This is a genomic window from Streptomyces sp. NPDC008317, from assembly GCF_042955955.1.
GTDB lineage: Bacteria > Actinomycetota > Actinomycetes > Streptomycetales > Streptomycetaceae > Actinacidiphila.
On the sequence record NZ_JBIBFQ010000011.1, the window covers coordinates 202,989 to 220,812 of the forward strand.

Annotated in this window: 14 protein-coding genes; 9 read left to right on the forward strand and 5 right to left on the reverse strand. The window is 73.4% G+C overall.

Annotated elements, in window-relative coordinates; translation table 11 throughout:
* Positions 1-116 precede the first annotated feature (116 nt).
* From ACFY9V_RS30960 to ACFY9V_RS30980, 5 genes are read left to right on the forward strand one after another with little or no spacing between them, the layout of a single operon-like run.
* Positions 117-521, forward strand: a complete 405-nt coding sequence (locus ACFY9V_RS30960) for a DUF6099 family protein (RefSeq protein ID WP_391163862.1) — start codon at positions 117-119, stop codon at positions 519-521.
* 33 nt (positions 522-554) lie between these two features.
* Positions 555-1,478 (forward strand): TIGR03560 family F420-dependent LLM class oxidoreductase, encoded by a 924-nt coding sequence (locus tag ACFY9V_RS30965; protein WP_391048848.1) that lies wholly within the window; start codon positions 555-557, stop codon positions 1,476-1,478.
* A gap of 7 nt (positions 1,479-1,485) precedes the next feature.
* On the forward strand, positions 1,486-2,394 hold the full coding sequence (gene mmuM / locus ACFY9V_RS30970; RefSeq protein WP_391163863.1) for a homocysteine S-methyltransferase: 909 nt from the start codon (positions 1,486-1,488) through the stop codon (positions 2,392-2,394).
* Between the two features lie 52 nt (positions 2,395-2,446).
* Entirely contained in the window at positions 2,447-4,003 is a 1,557-nt protein-coding gene (locus tag ACFY9V_RS30975; protein ID WP_391163864.1) for a 3' terminal RNA ribose 2'-O-methyltransferase Hen1, read from the forward strand.
* Complete coding sequence (locus ACFY9V_RS30980; RefSeq protein WP_391163865.1) at positions 4,000-6,543, forward strand: polynucleotide kinase-phosphatase; 2,544 nt, start codon at positions 4,000-4,002, stop codon at positions 6,541-6,543. The genes ACFY9V_RS30975 and ACFY9V_RS30980 overlap by 4 nt, the downstream gene beginning before the upstream one ends.
* Before the next feature lie 92 nt (positions 6,544-6,635).
* Here the strand turns inward: ACFY9V_RS30980 and ACFY9V_RS30985 are convergent, their stop codons facing one another.
* Together ACFY9V_RS30985 and ACFY9V_RS30990 are read right to left on the reverse strand one after the other, a co-directional pair.
* Positions 6,636-7,532 carry a hypothetical protein gene (locus ACFY9V_RS30985; RefSeq protein ID WP_355338568.1) on the reverse strand — a complete coding sequence of 299 codons (897 nt, stop codon included), beginning with the start codon at positions 7,530-7,532 and terminating at the stop codon, positions 6,636-6,638.
* Entirely contained in the window at positions 7,529-8,563 is a 1,035-nt protein-coding gene (locus tag ACFY9V_RS30990; RefSeq protein ID WP_391163866.1) for an SPFH domain-containing protein, read from the reverse strand. The genes ACFY9V_RS30985 and ACFY9V_RS30990 overlap by 4 nt, the downstream gene beginning before the upstream one ends.
* Positions 8,564-8,741: 178 nt before the next feature.
* On the opposite strand from ACFY9V_RS30990, the gene ACFY9V_RS30995 reads away from it, so the two are divergent.
* A complete protein-coding gene (locus ACFY9V_RS30995; RefSeq protein WP_391163867.1) occupies positions 8,742-9,965 on the forward strand; it encodes an arginine deiminase in 1,224 nt (407 codons plus the stop codon).
* Between the two features lie 174 nt (positions 9,966-10,139).
* On the forward strand, positions 10,140-11,138 hold the full coding sequence (argF, locus tag ACFY9V_RS31000) for an ornithine carbamoyltransferase (protein WP_391163868.1): 999 nt from the start codon (positions 10,140-10,142) through the stop codon (positions 11,136-11,138).
* A 47-nt stretch (positions 11,139-11,185) separates the two neighbouring features.
* Here argF and ACFY9V_RS31005 read toward each other — a convergent pair whose 3' ends face one another.
* Positions 11,186-11,635: an ATP-binding protein gene (locus ACFY9V_RS31005; protein ID WP_355338580.1), complete on the reverse strand. Its 450-nt coding sequence runs from the start codon at positions 11,633-11,635 to the stop codon at positions 11,186-11,188.
* Between the two features lie 256 nt (positions 11,636-11,891).
* On the opposite strand from ACFY9V_RS31005, the gene ACFY9V_RS31010 reads away from it, so the two are divergent.
* Together ACFY9V_RS31010 and ACFY9V_RS31015 are read left to right on the forward strand one after the other, a co-directional pair.
* The gene (locus ACFY9V_RS31010; protein ID WP_391163869.1) at positions 11,892-12,719 is read left to right on the forward strand and encodes an enoyl-CoA hydratase family protein; all 828 of its coding nucleotides are present in this window, start codon (positions 11,892-11,894) and stop codon (positions 12,717-12,719) included.
* A 2-nt stretch (positions 12,720-12,721) separates the two neighbouring features.
* Positions 12,722-15,226 (forward strand): FAD-dependent monooxygenase, encoded by a 2,505-nt coding sequence (locus ACFY9V_RS31015; protein WP_391163870.1) that lies wholly within the window; start codon positions 12,722-12,724, stop codon positions 15,224-15,226.
* A 15-nt stretch (positions 15,227-15,241) separates the two neighbouring features.
* On the opposite strand, the gene ACFY9V_RS31020 is transcribed toward ACFY9V_RS31015, so the two are convergent.
* On the reverse strand, positions 15,242-16,120 hold the full coding sequence (locus ACFY9V_RS31020) for a PaaX family transcriptional regulator C-terminal domain-containing protein (RefSeq protein ID WP_391163872.1): 879 nt from the start codon (positions 16,118-16,120) through the stop codon (positions 15,242-15,244).
* 19 nt (positions 16,121-16,139) lie between these two features.
* On the reverse strand, positions 16,140-17,801 hold the full coding sequence (locus ACFY9V_RS31025) for an AMP-binding protein (protein ID WP_391163874.1): 1,662 nt from the start codon (positions 17,799-17,801) through the stop codon (positions 16,140-16,142).
* Positions 17,802-17,824: the final 23 nt, after the last annotated feature.

A 17,824-nucleotide genomic window follows, 5' to 3' on the forward strand; every position in this document is an offset into this window, starting at 1 on the left:
TTTCCCCAGGCGCGCAGTTGTCCACAGATCTCCCGAGGGGCCTTTCCGCACCCGCGAAACTCTGTCACTCTGAGTAATGGTGAAGGGATCGCCGCAGGACAGAGGGGGTGCGGGACATGGACGCAGCGCGACTGGTGGCCCAGGCGGAGCGCGTGATGAGCCGGTCGCCGCAGCCGGACGACGTCATCGCGGAGGCATGGCAGGCGTTCGAGCTGACCGAGGCCGTGGGACGGCTGCTCACCGCCGATCACGAGCGGCCGGTGGGCCGCGCCGGGCCGGGACCGGTGGTGGGCGCGTCAGGCGGCGACCCGCCGCGGGCCGCACGGCTGACCGGGGTGCGCGACCCGCACGGCACCCTGCGGGCCCTGCGCACGCTGCTCGGCGAGATCGGCCTGTCCCTGGTCGCCATCACCTGCACGGCGGAGGACGAGGCGGCGTACTGGAACTGCATCGAGGCGCTGGACGCGGTGGACGAGGCCAAGGACCGCGTGCGCGCGCTGACCCGGGAGGTGGACCGTTGACGGAGATCGCCGTGATGGGGGCAGGATGGAGGAATGGATCTGCGAATCTTCACCGAGCCCCAGCAAGGTGCCGAGTACGACACCCTGCTCACCGTCGCGAAGGCGACCGAAGACCTGGAATTCGACGCCTTCTTCCGCTCCGACCATTACCTGAAGATGGGCGACGGGACCGGACTGCCGGGACCCACGGACGCGTGGATCACCCTGGCCGGACTCGCCCGCGAGACCAGCCGGATCAGGCTCGGCACCCTGATGACGGCCGGCACCTTCCGGCTCCCCGGTGTGCTGGCGATCCAGGTCGCCCAGGTGGACCGGATGTCGGGCGGACGGGTCGAGTTCGGCCTCGGCGCGGGCTGGTTCGAGGAGGAGCACACGGCGTACGGCATCCCCTTCCCGAAGGAGAAGTTCGCCCGCCTTGAGGAGCAACTGGCCATCGTCACCGGCCTGTGGGAGACCCCGGTCGGCAAGACCTTCGACTACGACGGGACGTTCTACCAGCTCAAGGACTCGCCCGCGCTGCCCAAGCCCGCGCAGGCGAAGGTCCCGGTGCTGATCGGCGGCATGGGCGCCAAGCGGACACCGGAACTGGCGGCGCGCTACGCGACCGAGTTCAACATCCCGTTCGCCTCGGTCGAGGACAGCGGGCTCCAGATCGGCCGGGTGCGCGCGGCGGCGGAGGCGGCCGGGCGCGGCCCCGACGACCTGGTGTACTCCAACGCCCTGGTGGCCTGTGTCGGCAAGGACGACGCCGAGGTGGCCCGCCGGGCCGCCGCGATCGGCCGGGAGGTGGACGAGCTGAAGGCGAACGGGCTGGCGGGCACGCCCGCCGAGGTCGTCGACCGGATCGGGCAGTTCGCGGAGCAGGGCTCCACCCGCTTCTACCTCCAGATTCTCGACCTGTCCGACCTCGACCACCTGGAGCTGATCTCGTCCCAGGTCAGGACCCAGGTGGGCTGAGGCCGCGATGCCCACCACCCCGCCCGCACCGCTCTTCCCGGCCGCCGCCGGGAGGGCACTGGTCCTGGACGGCGGGCTGTCCAACCAACTCGCCGACCAGGGCTGCGACCTGTCGGACCCGCTCTGGTCCGCCCGGCTGCTCGCCGACGCCCCGGAGCAGATCGAGGCCGCGCACACCGCCTATGTGCGGGCGGGCGCCCGGGTGCTGATCACCTCCAGCTACCAGGCCACCTACAAGGGGTTCGCCCGGCGCGGCATCGGGCGGGCCGAGGCGTCCGCGCTGCTGACCCGCAGCGTGGAGCTGGCCCGGCGGGCGGGCGCGGGCCGGACCGACGTGCGGGTGGCGGCGTCGGTCGGGCCGTACGGGGCGATGCTCGCGGACGGCAGCGAGTACCGCGGGCGGTACGGGCTGAGCGTGCGGGAGCTGGAGCGCTTCCACCGGCCGCGGATCGAGACCCTGGCGGCGGCCGGTCCCGATGTCCTGGCCCTGGAGACGGTGCCGGACACCGACGAGGCCGAGGCCATGCTGCGGGCGGCCGAGGGGACCGGCGTGCCGGTCTGGCTCTCCTACACCGTCGACGGCGACCGTACCCGGGCCGGGCAGCCCCTGGCGGACGCCTTCGCGGTGGCCGCGGGCCGCGACGAGGTGATCGCGGTGGGCGTCAACTGCTGCGCGCCCGCCGACGCGGACCATGCGGTGGAGGCGGCGGCGACGGTCACCGGCAAGCCCGTCGTCGTCTACCCCAACAGCGGCGAGCACTGGGACGCCGGCCTCCGCCGCTGGGACGGCGCCGCCACCTTCTCCCCGGCCCGCGTGACCGCCTGGGAACGGTCGGGCGCCCGCCTGATCGGCGGCTGCTGCCGAGTGGGCCCGGCCCGGATCAGCGCCCTGTCGAAGGTGCTGGGCGGCGGCTAGGGCCGGGAAAATCCCCTGGTCGGGGGGCGGCCGGAAGAGAATACTCGGGGAGGTGTTCCTGACGATCTCCACCACCGGCACCGCGGCTGCCCCGGCCACTGACCTGGGGTTTCTGCTGCACAAGCACCCGGAGAAGGCGCAGACCTTCTCCACCTCCTACGGCAACGCGCACGTCTTCTATCCCGAGGCGTCGGTCGAGCGGACCACGGCCGCGCTGCTGTTGGAGATCGATCCGCCCGCGCTGGCGCGCCGGGGGAAGGGCAAGGGCAAAGGCCGGGGCGGCGCGCCCGACTCCGCGCTCGCGCAGTATGTGAACGACCGGCCCTACGCGGCCTCGTCGCTGCTCGCGGTGGCGCTGCGTACCGTCTTCTCCAGCGCGCTGCGCGGCGAGTGCCGCACGATGCCGGAGCGGGCGGCGGCGCCGCTGCCGCTGCGGATCGAGGTGCCGGTGCTGCCCGCCCGCGGCGGCCCCGCGCTGGTGGCCGGGCTGTTCGAGCCGCTGGGCTGGCGGGTCGAGGCCGAGCCGGTGGCGCTGGACACGCGGTTTCCCGAGTGGGGCGACTCGCGGTACGTACGGCTGGTGCTCGAAGGGGAGTTGCGGCTGGCGGACGCGCTGCGGCAGATCTATGTGCTGCTGCCGGTGCTCGACGACGCCAAGCACTACTGGGTGTCGGCGGACGAGGTGGACAAGCTGCTGCGGTTCGGCGAGGGGTGGCTGGAGGAGCACCCGGAGCAGAAGCTGATCACCAGCCGCTATCTGGCGCGGCGCTGGGCGCTGACCCGGCAGGCGATGGAGCGGCTTGAGCTGGCCCGGCTGGCGGACGCCGACGACATCGAGGTCGAGGCCATCGACAACGCGGTCGAGGACACCGTGGGCCCGGACGGCGAGGAGGCGCAGGAGCGGCCGACGCCGCTGGCCGTCCAGCGGCGCGAGGCGATCCTTGGGGCGCTGCGGGACGCCGGGGCCACGCGCGTGCTCGACCTGGGCTGCGGGCAGGGCCAGTTGGTGGGCGCGCTGCTGAAGGACGTGCGGTACACGGAGATCGTCGGCGTCGACGTATCGGTGCGGGCGCTCGGCAGCGCGGCGCGGCGGCTGCGCCTGGACCGGTTGAGCGAACGGCAGGCGGCGCGGGTCACGCTGTTCCAGGGCTCGTTGGCGTACACCGACGCGCGGCTCAAGGGTTACGACGCGGCCGTGCTCAGCGAGGTCGTCGAACACCTCGACCTGCCGCGGCTGCCCGCCCTGGAGTACGCGGTGTTCGGCTCCGCCCGGCCGCGGACCGTGGTCGTGACGACGCCGAACGTCGAGTACAACGTGCGGTGGGAGTCGCTGCCCGCGGGCCATGTCCGGCACGCCGACCACCGTTTCGAGTGGAGCCGCGAGGAGTTCCGCGGCTGGGCGACGACGGTCGCCGCCCGGCACGGCTACGACGTCGCCTTCACCCCCGTCGGCCCCGACGACCCCGAGGTCGGCCCGCCCACCCAGATGGCGGTCTTCACGATCGCCGCGCCCACGACCGACACCCGTCACACGAACACGAACACGACCACGGGCACGACCACGAACACGACCACGACCACGACCACCAGCAAGGAGGCGGCGGCATGACCGCACCGCGCACGCTGCCCGTCACCGACCTGTCCCTCGTCGTCCTGATCGGCGCCACCGGCTCCGGCAAGTCCACCTTCGCCGCACGGCACTTCAAGCCCACCGAGGTCATCTCCTCCGACTTCTGCCGCGGCCTGGTCAGCGACGACGAGAACGACCAGAGCGTCAGCGCCGACGCCTTCGACGTCCTGCACTACATCGCGGGCAAGCGGCTCGCGGCGGGCCGCCGCACCGTCGTGGACGCCACGAACGTGCAGGCGGAGAGCCGCAGGGAGTTGATCAAGCTGGCCCGCGAGTACGACGTGCTGCCGATCGCCGTCGTCCTCGACGTACCCGAGCAGGTCTGCGTCGCGCGCAACGCCGAGCGCCCCGACCGGGCCTCGCTGCCGCGCCACGTCGTGCAGCGGCACCAGCGCGAACTGCGCCGCTCGCTGCGGGGCCTGGAGCGCGAGGGCTTCCGCAAGGTGCACGTCCTGCGCGGCACCGAGGAGATCGACTCCGCCGAGATCGTCACCGAGCGCCGTTACAACGACCTGACGCACCTCACCGGGCCGTTCGACATCATCGGCGACATCCACGGGTGCAGTTCCGAACTGGAGACGCTGCTGGCCGAGTTGGGCTACGCCGACGGCACGCACCCCGAGGGGCGCACCGCCGTCTTCGTCGGCGACCTCGTCGACCGCGGCCCGGACAGCCCCGGTGTGCTGCGCCGCGTCATGGGCATGGTCGAGGCGGGCACCGCGCTGTGCGTGCCCGGCAACCACGAGAACAAGCTCGGCCGCTACCTCAAGGGCCGCCAGGTGCAGCAGACCCACGGACTGGCCGAGACCATCGAGCAGTTGGAGCGCGAGGACGCCCGCGACCCGGAGTTCCGCAAGCGGGTCGCGGCCTTCATCGACGGTCTGATCAGCCACTACGTGCTGGACGGCGGCAGGCTGGTGGTCTGCCACGCGGGTCTGCCCGAGAAGTACCACGGCCGCACCTCGGGCCGGGTCCGCTCGCACGCGCTGTACGGCGACACGACCGGCGAGACCGACGAGTTCGGCCTGCCGGTGCGCTACCCGTGGGCCGAGGACTACCGCGGGCGCGCCGCCGTGGTCTACGGCCACACCCCGGTTCCGAACACGTCCTGGATCAACAACACCATCTGCCTCGACACCGGGGCGGTCTTCGGCGGCAAGATGACCGCGCTGCGCTGGCCCGAGCGCGAGATCGTGGACGTACCGGCCGAGCGGGTCTGGTACGAGCCGGCCAAGCCGCTCGTGGTCGAGGCGCCCGGTGGCCATGACGGGCGCCCGCTCGACCTCGCCGACGTCACCGGGCGGCGGATCGTGGAGACCGGGCAGATGGGACGGCTCGCCGTCCGCGAGGAGAACGCGGCGGCGGCCCTTGAGGTGATGAGCCGCTTCGCCGTCGACCCGCGCCTGCTCGCCTACCTGCCGCCGACGATGTCGCCCTGCGCGACCTCGCGGCAGGAGGGCTGGCTGGAGCACCCGGCGGACGCCTTCGCCGACTACCGCGAGAGCGGTGTCGCCCAGGTCGTCTGCGAGGAGAAGCACATGGGCTCCCGCGCGGTCGTCCTGGTCTGCCGTGACGAGGCCGCCGCGCGGAGGCGCTTCGACGTGCCCGAGGGCACGACCGGCGCGGTGCACACCCGTACCGGGCGGCCGTTCTTCGACGACGGGGCCGTCACCGAGGAGGTGCTGGCCCGGCTGCGCGCGGCCGTCACGGCGGCCGGACTGTGGGACGAGCTGTCCACGGACTGGCTGCTGCTCGACGCCGAACTGCTGCCCTGGTCGCTGAAGGCGTCCGGCCTGCTGCGCAAGCAGTACGCGGCCGTCGGCGCCGCGGGCGGCGCGGTCTTCCCCGCCGCCCTGAGCGCACTCGAAGCCGCGGCGGCTCGCGGCACCGACGTCGCGGACCTGCTGGGCAGACAGCGCGAACGGGCGTCGGACGCGGCGGCGTTCACCGACGCCTACCGCCGGTACTGCTGGACCACCGACGGGCTCGACGGCGTACGGCTGGCGCCGTTCCAGCTCCTCGCCGTCCAGGGCCGCAGCCTCGCCGCGCTCCCGCACGACGAGCAGTTGGCGCTCATCGACCGGCTGGTCGAGGCCGACCCCACCGGGCTGCTCAGGACCACCGGGCGGCTGCTGGTCGACACCACGGACGAGGAGTCGGTCGCGGCCGGAGTGCGCTGGTGGCTCGAACTGACCGGCGCGGGCGGCGAAGGCATGGTCGTCAAGCCGCTCGCCGCGCTGGTCCGCACCGAGAAGGGGCGGCTGGTGCAGCCGGGCATCAAGTGCCGCGGCCGGGAGTATCTGCGGATCATCTACGGTCCCGAGTACACCCGTCCGGAGCACCTGGAGCGGCTGCGGTCCCGTTTCCTCGGCCACAAGCGCTCCCTCGCCCTGCGCGAGTACGCGCTCGGCCTGGAGGCGCTGGACCGGCTGGCGGCCGGCGAACCGCTCTGGCGCGTCCACGAGGCGGTCTTCGCCGTACTGGCGTTGGAGTCGGAGCCGGTCGACCCCCGGCTGTGACGCCGTGAGTCGTGCCCGTCGAACGGTCGGGCCGCCCACACCCCTCCGGTGGGCGGTCCGACCGGGCTCGATCCCCGTGTGCCGAACCGGTCCTACCCCAGCAGCCGCAGCGCCGTCGCCGACCGGCCGAGGCGTACGGTCTGACCCCAGGTCAGCTCCAGCGCGTCGGACTCCATGCCGTCGCCGAAGGCGACCAGACGGTCGGACTCGACGGTCAGCCGGAGCCGGTCGGCCGCGGCCAGCACGCCCGCGACCTGCGAAGTGCCGGTCGCGGGGGAGGGCCAGGCCTCGCGGACGAACCACAGCAGCCGCGGCTCCGCGGGACCCGGCAGCGGAAGGCCGCTGCCGCGTTCCTGCCACAGCGACCGCAGCCAACCCGTGGCACCCGTGCCTGTACCCACCAGAACGCCCGATGACGCCTGGGCTTCCGCGGGCGCGGCGTCGTCGTCGGGACCGAGCCGGTAGCGGGCGGTCTGATGTCCCGGCGGTCCGAGGTAGATCTCGTTGAGCGCCAGCAGCCGCTGTGTGTCGTCGGCGACGGCCTCCACCATGGTCAGTTCGTCGGCCCGGCCGCCGCGCGCGGCGGAGTCGAGCAGCTTGCCCGCGTCGCCCGCCCGGTGCCGGACGAGCACGCCCGGATTACGGCCGGGATCGGTGTCGATCCCCACCACCGGCTGCCCCGACAGGTACTTGGCGGCGTTGGCGACCAGCCCGTCCTGGCCGATCACCACGACCACGTCCTCCGGCGCGAAGAGGAAACGGTCCAGATCGGCCCGCTCCACCCGCGCCTGCCGCCACCGCAACGGCACCGCCGCGGCCACCTCGGCGAGCGCGGCCCGCCCGCGCTGATGGCGTTCGCGCACCTCCTGGATGCTCCGGCCGCGCGAGGAGAGGAAGAACGCCGCCTGGCCGTGGGTGCCGTGCCGGGCCAGCAACTCCTCGTACTCGCTGACCCGGTGCACCAGCACCGCGCGCGGGGCGAGGCTCACCGCCGCTCACCACCGGAGCCCGGGACCGCGCCGCCGCCGGGGCGCCCGAGCCGTTCCACCAGGCCGGTGAGCATGTCGGGGGTGAGCGTGAGGCTGTCGATCCGCGGCAGATTCTCCGCGACCCGGTTGAGCGCCAGCGCGTGCAGCGTCGCCGGATCCACGTCGCCGTGCACCCGCAGCCACCCGGCCTGTGCCTCGGCGCGCGCCGTACCCGCCTCGCGCGCCGCCTCGGCCTTCGCGCGGGCGAGGCGGACGAGCCGGGCGGCCTCGGCCTCGGCGCGCACGGCGTCGGCCGCCGCGTTCTCCTCCGCCTCGCGGCGCGCGTTCGTACCGTGCTGCTCGACCAACTGCTCCTCGCGCCGGGCCAGTTCGATCCGGCTGGCCAACTCGTTCTCGGCGATGGCCCGTTCGCGCTCGACGGCGACGGCCCGCCGCTCGTACGTGGCCCGGTCCGCCTCCTGCTGGATCTGCTCGCGGGCGGGCGTCCGCAGCGCGCGCTCCACCTCGGGCTCCGGCCGGATCGCCACCACGCGTACGGCGACGACCTCGATGCCGGTGGTGGCCAGTCGCGGCTCGTCGGCGAGCCCGTCGGCGATCCGCTGCCGTACCGCCGCCACGCCGTCGACCAGCGCGGACGCCAGCGCGGTACGGGCCAGGACGTCGAGCGCGTGCTGCTGGGCGGTCTCGGTGAGCAGGGTGGCGAGCTGTTCCAGCGGGGCGCCGCGCCAGATCCCGGTGTCGGGGTCGATGGAGAAGTCCAGGCGCTCGGCGGCGGTGGCCGGGGCGCTGATCCGGTACGTCACGGTCGACTGCACGCTGACGTCCTGGAAGTCGGAGGTCCTGGCATGGAAGGACATCGCCAACTCGCGGTCGTCGACCGGCACTTCGGAGAGGGCCGCGGTCAGCGACCGGTACCAGAAGCTGAGGCCGGGCCCGTCGTGCACGAGCGCGCCGCGCGAGTGGTGGCAGATGTGCGCGGTGGGCGCCGAACGCAGATGGCGCCAGCCGAAGCGCCTGGTGATGTCGGCCATGGTGGACCCCTCCTTCTCGTCAGTGCGACGATATCGAGCGATCCGCTTATCGTCAAGAGGACGAGATGGGGAGTTCGGCGTACCCGCCGGGGTGCGCTGGCGCGGGCTGACGGGGCGCGCGCGGCGCGTCCTGCCGCCGGGGCGCGTGAATCGCGGGCGCGGTGGTCAGGATGGAGGCATGGGATTCCACGTCGACTCCGAGACCGGGCGGCTGCGCCGCGTCATACTGCACCGCCCCGACCTCGAACTGAAGCGCCTGACCCCCAGCAACAAGGACGCGCTGCTCTTCGACGACGTCCTGTGGGTGCGCAGGGCCCGCGCCGAGCACGACGGCTTCGCGGACGTGCTGCGCGACCGGGGTGTCGAGGTCCACCTCTTCGGCGACCTGCTGCGCGAGTCGATGCTGGTGCCCGAGGCCAAGAAGCTGGTCCTCGACCGGGTCTTCGACGCCAAGGAGTACGGACCGCTGGCCACGCCCCATCTGCGGGAGGCGTTCGACCGGTTGGGCGTCGTGGAGCTGACCGAGGCGCTGATCGGCGGCATGACCAAGCGCGAATTCCTGGAGCGCTTCGCCGAACCCGTCTCCGTCCGCTTCCACGCCATGGACCTGGACGACTTCCTGCTCGCCCCGCTGCCCAACCACATCTTCACCCGCGACACCTCGGCCTGGGTCTACGACGGCGTCAGCATCAACGCCATGCGGTGGCCCGCCCGGCAGCGCGAGACGGTGCACTTCGAGGCGATCTACCGGCACCATCCGCTGTTCTCCGGCGGCGGCTTCCACGTCTGGTCCGAGGGGCAGGCCGACTACCCGTCCACCATCGAGGGCGGCGACGTCCTGGTCATCGGCAGCGGCGCCGTGCTGATCGGGATGAGCGAGCGCACCACCCCGCAGGCCGTGGAGATGCTGGCGCAGGGGCTGTTCGAGGCCGGCTCCGCGCATACCATCGTGGCCCTGGACATGCCGAAGCGGCGGGCCTTCATGCACCTCGACACGGTGATGACGATGGTCGACGGCGACACGTTCACGCAGTACGCGGGGCTGGGGATGCTGCCCTCGTACACCATCGAGCCGGGCTCGGGCGCGGGCGACCTCAAGGTCACCGACCACTCGCCCGAGCACATGCACCGGGCCATCGCGGCGGCCCTCGGCCTGGACTCCATCGACGTGCTCACCGCGACGCAGGACGTGCACGCCGCCGAGCGCGAGCAGTGGGACGACGGCTGCAACGTCCTGGCCGTGGAGCCGGGCGTGGTCGTCGCCTACGAGCGCAACGCGACCACCAACACGTTTCTGCGCAAGCGCGGCGTCGAGGTGATCGAGATCCCGGGCAGCGAGCTGGGCCGGGGCAGGGGCGGCCCGCGCTGCATGAGCTGCCCGATCGAGCGGGACGCGGTCTGAACGCCCGACCGGAGCTGAGGGGCGGCCCGAACGCCTGGTCGGGGGCGGGCGGGGTCTGAACGCCTGATCTCGGCGGGGCGCGTGTGCGGCGCGGGAGGGGTCTGTATAAGAATGCCGATCTACGTATAGACTTCCAGTCTTGTTCGTCCCGCACCCCGACCTAGGAGTCCCCGCATGGCCGTCGACCTCAAGGGCCGCCACTTCCTCAAGGAGCTGGACTTCACGCCCGAGGAGTTCCGCCACCTGGTGGAGCTGGCCGCGGAGCTGAAGGCGGCGAAGAAGGCGGGCGCGGAGGAGCAGCGGCTGCGCGGCCGTAACATCGCGCTGGTCTTCGAGAAGACCTCCACCCGTACCCGGTGCTCCTTCGAGGTCGCCGCCGCCGACCAGGGCGCGTCCACCACCTACCTCGACCCGTCCGGCTCGCAGATCGGACACAAGGAGTCGGTCAAGGACACCGCCCGCGTGCTGGGCCGGATGTTCGACGGCATCGAGTACCGGGGCAGCGGCCAGGACGTCGTCGAGGAGCTGGCCGCCCACGCGGGCGTCCCCGTGTGGAACGGCCTCACCGACGACTGGCACCCCACCCAGATGCTCGCCGACGTCCTCACCATGACCGAGCACAGCGCGAAGCCGCTCACCGGCATCGCATACGCCTACCTCGGCGACGCCCGCTCCAACATGGGCAATTCGCTGCTGGTCACGGGCGCGCTGCTGGGCATGGACGTACGTGTCGCCGCGCCCGCCAATCTGTGGCCGCGGGAGGCCGTGGTCGCCGAGGCCCGCCGCCTCGCCGAGATCTCCGGCGCCCGCCTCACCCTCACCGAGGACGTCACCGAGGCCGTGCGCGGCGCCGACTTCGTCCACACCGACGTGTGGGTGTCGATGGGCGAGCCGAAGGAGGTCTGGGACGAGCGGATCGCGCTGCTCGCGCCGTACGCCGTCACCGCCGACGTCCTCGCCGCCACCGGCAACCCGGACGTGCGCTTCATGCACTGCCTGCCCGCGTACCACGACCTGGGCACCGCGATCGGCCGCGAGATCCACCAGCGCACCGGGCTGACCTCGCTGGAGGTCACCGACGAGGTCTTCGAATCCGACCGGTCGGTCGTCTTCGACCAGGCGGAGAACCGTATGCACACCATCAAGGCGGTCCTGGTGGCGACGCTGGCCTGAGCCCGGTGCCGCCCCGGTCCTGAGGCCGCGCCCGGCCGCCCCGGCGGTCAGTGCAGGGTGAACCAGACGGCCTTGCCGGTGCCGGTCAGCCGGCAGCCGGAGTCCGCGCTCAGCGCGCGGATCAGGATCAGGCCGCGGCCGTGCTCGGCCAGCTCGTCGTGGCACGGGGGGTCGGGCTGGGCGGGGATCAGGAGATTGAGGCCGACGGGGAAGTCCAGGCCCTGGTCGTGGACCTCGACCTGGAAGCCGTGCGGAAGCAGCTCCACGAACAGCTCGATCGCGCCCGGCGGGGTGTGCTCCACGGCGTTGGCCACGACCTCGGCGGTGAGGAGCTCCGCGGTGTCGGTGTCGGGGCCGGTGTCCTGACCGAGTTCGACCAGGACAGTACGGACCATGGCGCGCGCCAGCGGGACGGCGGCGGGGGAGTGCGGCAGGTCGATCCGCCAGACCGTCGGCCGGTCGGGGAACTCGCCTGCGGTGCGGGTGGGGCTGGTCATCGCTACTCCGATCCGGACGGGGCGGGGGCTCGCTCACCCCGATGTCCTCCACCTTAGGAATCGGACAATACGGTCAGCAGAGGCGTCCGGAAGGAGGTCGTAGGGACCAAAGGCCCGCGAGCGGACGGACCTCCTGCCCGTACCCGGCGCGGGCGCCGCTCTCGTTCCGCCCGTGTTCGCGCCCCGCCCCCTCCTTGTCTCGCTCTCCTGACGACAGTCACAAACAGGTGATAACGTCGGGGCGAGGAGGCCGCGCATGAGTCCGTATCCCAGCTCCGCGAGCCCCACCGGCCACTGGCGCCATCTGCGCGTCGACCGGGCCGAGGGCGTCGTCACCGTCACCTTCGACCGGCCCGAGCGGCTCAACGCACTGACCTTCGGTGCCTACGCCGACCTGCGCGACCTGCTGGCCGAGCTGGCCAGGGAGGGCGGGACCCGCGCCCTGGTCCTCGGCGGCGCGGGCCGCGGTTTCTGCTCGGGCGGCGACGTGGACGAGATCATCGGCGCCACCCTGGCCATGGGCACCGGCGAGCTGCTGGAGTTCAACCGGATGACCGGACAGGTCGTCCGGGCGATCCGCGAGGCGCCCTTCCCGGTGATCGCCGCCGTGCACGGCGTCGCCGCGGGCGCGGGCGCGGTGCTCGCCCTCGCCGCCGACTTCCGGATCGTGGAGCCCTCCGCGCGCTTCGCCTTCCTGTTCACCCGCGTCGGCCTGTCGGGCGCCGACATGGGCGCCGCGTATCTGCTGCCCCGGCTCGTCGGGCTCGGCCACGCCACCCGGCTGCTGATGCTCGGCGACAGCGTCGACGCGGCGGAGGCGGAACGGATCGGCCTCGTCAGCCAGCCGGCACCGGAGGGCGGCGCCGACGAGGCCGCCGCCGCGCTCGCCCGCAGGCTGGCGGCGGGCCCGGCGCTGGCCCACCAGCAGACCAAGGCGCTGCTCACCGCCGAGTTGGACATGCCGCTGGGCGCCGCCGTCGAAATGGACGCCGCGGCCCAGGCGTTGCTCATGACCAGCGGCGACTACGCCGAATTCCACGCCGCCTTCACCGCGAAGCGCGAGCCGACGTGGGAAGGCCACTAGCGATGCCGGGCGTTCACCGGACCGCGGGCGCCCGCCGTCCCGAGCGCGTCGCCGTCATCGGCGGCGGCCCCGGCGGCCTCTACGCCGCCGCGCTCCTCAAGCGCCTCGACCCGGACCGCACGGTCACGGTGTGGGAACGCGGCGCGCCCGAGGACACCTTCGGCTTCGGCGTCGTCTTCTCCGACGAGACCGTGGGCGGCATCGAGAACGCCGACCCGGCCGTCTACGCCGCCATGCGCGAGGAGTTCGTCCGCTGGGAAGCGATCGACATCCGGCACCGCGACCGCCTCACCCGCTCCGGCGGCCACGGTTTCGCGGCCCTCGACCGGCGCCGGCTGCTCGCGCTGCTGTACGAGCGCTGCCGCGACCTCGGCGTGGACGTCCGCGTCCGCACCCCGGCCCCCTCCGCCGACCGGCTCGCCCTCGACCACGACCTCGTGGTGGCCGCCGACGGCGCCCACAGCGCCACCCGCGCCGCGCACGCCGACGTCTTCCGCCCCCGCCTGACCACCCACGGCTGCCGCTACATCTGGCTCTCCGCCGACCTCCCGCTCGACGCCTTCCGCTTCGAGATCCTGGAGACCCCGCACGGCGTGATGCAGGCCCACGCCTACCCGTACCGGCCGGGCGCCAGCACCTTCGTCGTCGAGATGACCGAGGACGTCTGGCGGCGCGCGGGCTTCGACCGCGAGGCCGCCGAAGCCGCCGAAGCCGCTGAGGGCGCTGAGGGTGCTGTCGGCGCCGTCGGCGCGGAGGGCGCAGCGAACGGGTCCGATACGGAAGCCGCCACCGCCGCCACCATCGCCGCCTGCGAAAAGCTCTTCGCCCGCCTCCTCGACGGCCGCGCCCTGCACGCCAACCGCTCCCGCTGGCAGCCCTTCACCACCGTGGTCAACGAGCGCTGGCGGCACGGCCGTACGGTCCTGCTCGGCGACGCCGCCCACACCGCGCACTTCTCCATCGGCTCCGGCACCAAGCTCGCCATGGAGGACGCGCTGGCGCTCGCCGCCTCCCTGCGCGAACAGCCCGACACCGAAACGGCGTTGGCCGCCTACGAGAGCGAGCGGCGGCCGGTGGTGGAGAGCACGCAGCGGGCGGCGCTGGCCAGTCTGGAGTGGTTCGAACGGCTCGGCAGCTACGTGGACCAGCCGCCGACACAGTTCGCGTTCAATCTGCTGACCCGCAGCCGCCGCGTCACGCACGGCAATCTGCGGCTGCGCGACCGGGAGTTCACCGACCGCGTCGAGCGCGACTTCGGGGCGCCGCCCGGCACACCGCCGATGTTCACCCCTTTCCGGCTGCGCGGCCTGACGCTGCGCAACCGCGTCGTCGTGTCACCGATGGACATGTACGTGGCGCGGGACGGTGTGCCCGGCGACTTCCACCTCGTCCACCTGGGCGCGCGGGCGCTCGGCGGGGCCGGTCTGGTGATGACCGAGATGGTCTGCGTCAGCCCGCGCGGCCGGATCACCCCCGGCTGCACCGGCCTGTGGAACGGCCAACAGGAAGCCGCCTGGCGGCGGATCACCGACTTCGTCCACCAGCAGGGCGGCGCGGGCGGGACCGGCGCGGGCGGGACCGGCGCGGGTGCGAGCGGCCCGGACGGAACCGGCCCGGACGAAAGCGGCGCTGGTGGGACCGGCGTCGGCGGAACCGGAACCGCCATCGGCCTCCAGCTCGGCCACAGCGGCCGCAAAGGCTCCACCCGCCTCATGTGGGACGGCATCGACCAGCCGCTCCCCGACGGCAACTGGCCGCTGGTCGCCCCCTCGCCGCTGCCGTACCGCGAAGGCGTCAACCAGGTGCCGCACGCCCTGCGCGCGGACGAACTCGCGCAGATCCGCGACCAGTTCGCGGCGGCGGCCGAGCGCGGCGCCCGCGCCGGTTTCGACCTGCTCGAACTGCACTGCGCCCACGGCTACTTGCTCTCCTCCTTCCTGTCCCCGCTGACCAATCACCGCACCGACCGCTACGGCGGCGACCTCGCGGGGCGGCTCCGCTTCCCGCTCGAAGTCCTGGACGCGGTACGGGAGTCGTGGCCGTCCGACCGGCCGCTGACGGTACGGATCTCCGCCACCGACTGGGCACCAGGCGGTGCCACGGGAGACGACGCCGTCACCGTCGCCCGCGCGCTGGCCGAGCACGGCGCCGACGCCGTGGACGTCTCCACCGGCCAGGTCGTCGCCGACGAGCGGCCCGCCTTCGGCCGCTCCTACCAGACGCCGTACGCCGACCGGATCCGTAACGAGACGGGCCTGCCGGTGATCGCGGTCGGCGCCATCTCCTCCTGGGACGACGTCAATTCCCTGCTGCTCGCGGGCCGCGCCGACCTCTGCGCGCTGGCCCGCCCGCACCTGTACGACCCGCACTGGACACTGCACGCCGCCGCCGACCAGTCCTACGAAGGCCCCGGCGCGCCCTGGCCCACCCCGTACCTCGCGGGCCGCCGCCCGCCGCCCACCGGCCGTACGGACGCGCCGAAACCCCGGCTGGCGCTGGACTCCTGAGCGCAAGGGGCCGGGCTACTGGTCCGCCACGAAGCGCGCCCCCTGGTCGCGCAGCAGCACATGCAGGGCCGTGAACACCGCCGCCGAGCGGATGCCCGGCCAGTCCGCGGGCAGCAGCGCCGGGGGCAGGCCGGGGTCGGCGTACGGCAGGCGGCGCCAGGTGTCGAGCGCGCGCAGATAGTCTCCGAAGGCCCGCTCGGGCGAGGGCTCACCGGCCCCGACCTCGGACTCAGCCTCGGCCCCGGTCTCAGCTTCGGACTCAGCCCCGGCCCCGGACTCGGCCGACCACCTCCCCAGCACCGGCTCGTGCGCCGCCAGGAACGTGTGGTGCAGCGCGGCCAGCGCGTCCAGATCCCACCAGCGCCGTACCGCCTCCTCGGTCGCGGTGAAACCGAGGTGCGCGCCGCGGAACAGGTCGACGTACGGGGCCAGTTCGAGCCGCCGCAGCACGTGCCGGGTCTCCTCGTGCAGCGCGCCGGGCGCCACCCACACACCGGGCGCGGCCGTACCGAAGCCGAGACCGGCCAGCCGGGACCGCAGCAGATGCCGCTTGTGCCGCTCGGACTCCGGCACCGAGAAGACGGCGAGCAGCCAGTCCTCCGGGTCGGGATCGGGCGCGGCGCCGACCCCGTAGATCCGCCCGTCGCCGTCCGCGAGCAGCAGCCGCGCGTCGTCGGACAGCGCGTACGCGGCGGCCCCGCCGACCCGGTCGGGCACGAGGAGGCCGCGCCGCTTGAGCCGGGAGACCGCGGACCGGACCGACGGCGGGTCCACGCCCACCGCCCCCATCAGCCGGATGAGCGCGGCCACCGGCACCCGGCCCGCCAACTCCGCGCGCCCGTAGGCACCGTAGAAGGTGAGGATCAGGGAACTCGGTGTGTGCTGCTCGGTCACATGATCACCCTAGGGCGTCTCAGTCCAGGTCGCGCAGCCGGAAGCGCTGGAGCTTGCCGGTGGGCGTACGGGGGAGCGCGGGCACGAAACGGATCTCGCGCGGCGCCTTGTACGGCACGATCACACTCTTGGCGAAGTCCCGCAGCGCGCCCGCCGCCCGGTCCCCGCCGTCCACGCCCTCGTGCAGGACGACGAACGCCCGGACGATCTGCCCGCGCTCCTCGTCCGGCACCCCGATCACCGCAGCCTCCCGCACGTCCGGGTGCCGCAGCAGCGCCTCCTCGACCTCGGGCCCCGCGATGTTGTACCCGGCCGAGATGATCATGTCATCGGCGCGCGCCACGTAGCGGAAGTAGCCGTCGGCGTCCCGGACGTAGGTGTCGCCGGTCAGATTCCAGCCGTCGCGTACGTACTCCGTCTGGCGTTCGTCGGCCAGATACCGGCAGCCGGTCGGTCCGCGCACGGCCAGCAGCCCCGGCTCGCCGTCCGGCACCGGCCGCAGGCGCTCGTCCACGATCCGCGCGGTGTAGCCGGGCACCGGCAGCCCGGTCGCGCCGGGCCGGGCCGCGTCGTCGGCGGCGGAGATGAAGATGTGCAGCAGCTCCGTCGCCCCGATCCCGTTGATCAGCCGCAGTCCGGTCCGCTCGTGCCAGCCCATCCAGGTCGCGGCGGGCAGATTCTCCCCCGCGGACACGCAGCGGCGCAGCGACGAGACGTCGTACGACGGCAGGTCGCCGAGCATCGCGCGGTACGCGGTCGGCGCGGTGAACAGCACGCTGACCCGGTGCTTCTCGACCGCTGCCAGCAGCTCCTCCGGTCCGGCCCGCTCCAGCAGCAGCGAGGACGCGCCCGCGCGCAGCGGGAAGACCACCAGGCCGCCGAGTCCGAAGGTGAAGCCCAGCGGCGGGCTGCCGGTGAAGACGTCCTCGGGCACCGGGCGCAGCACCCGCGCGGAGAAGGTGTCCGCTATGGCCAGCACATCGCGGTGGAAGTGCATGCAGCCCTTGGGGTGCCCGGTCGTGCCCGAGGTGAAGGCGATCAGCGCCACGTCGTCCGCCGAGGTCGGCACCGCCTCGTACGTCTCGGCGCGCCCCTCGGCCAGCCGCAGCAGATCGTCGTCGCCGGTACCGCCGTACGGGGTGATGCGCAGCCCCGGCACGCGCGCCGCCGTCAGCTCCTCCAGAAACGCGGCGTCGCACAGCGCGTGCGAGACGCGGGCGATCCGGCCCACCTCCGCCAGCTCGTGCGCGCGCTGCGCGGCCAGGACGGTGACGGCCACCGCGCCCGCCTCCAGCACGGCGAGCCAGCAGGCGACCAGCCAGGGGGTGGTCGGGCCGCGCAGCAGCACGCGGTTGCCGGGGACGACGCCCAGCTCGTCGGTGAGGACGTGCGCGATCCTGGCGGTCGTCGCGCGCAGCTCGGCGTACGTCCACTCCGAGCCGTCGGGCAGCCGGAGGCAGGGGGCGTCGGGGCGTCCGGTGGCGAGGAGTTCGGCGGCGCAGTTGAGCCGATCGGGGTAGCGGAGACCGCCGTCGGCTCCGGGGCCTTCACCGAGGGCGTCGCGGTCGTCGCGGTCGTCGTCGCCGTCGCCGTCCAGGCCGTCGAGGTGCGGCCACTGGTCGGACGGCGGAAGGTGATCGCGCGCGAAGGTGTCCACATGGGCTGACGGCAGCAGGTCCATGGCGACAGTGCCCCTCGACGAGT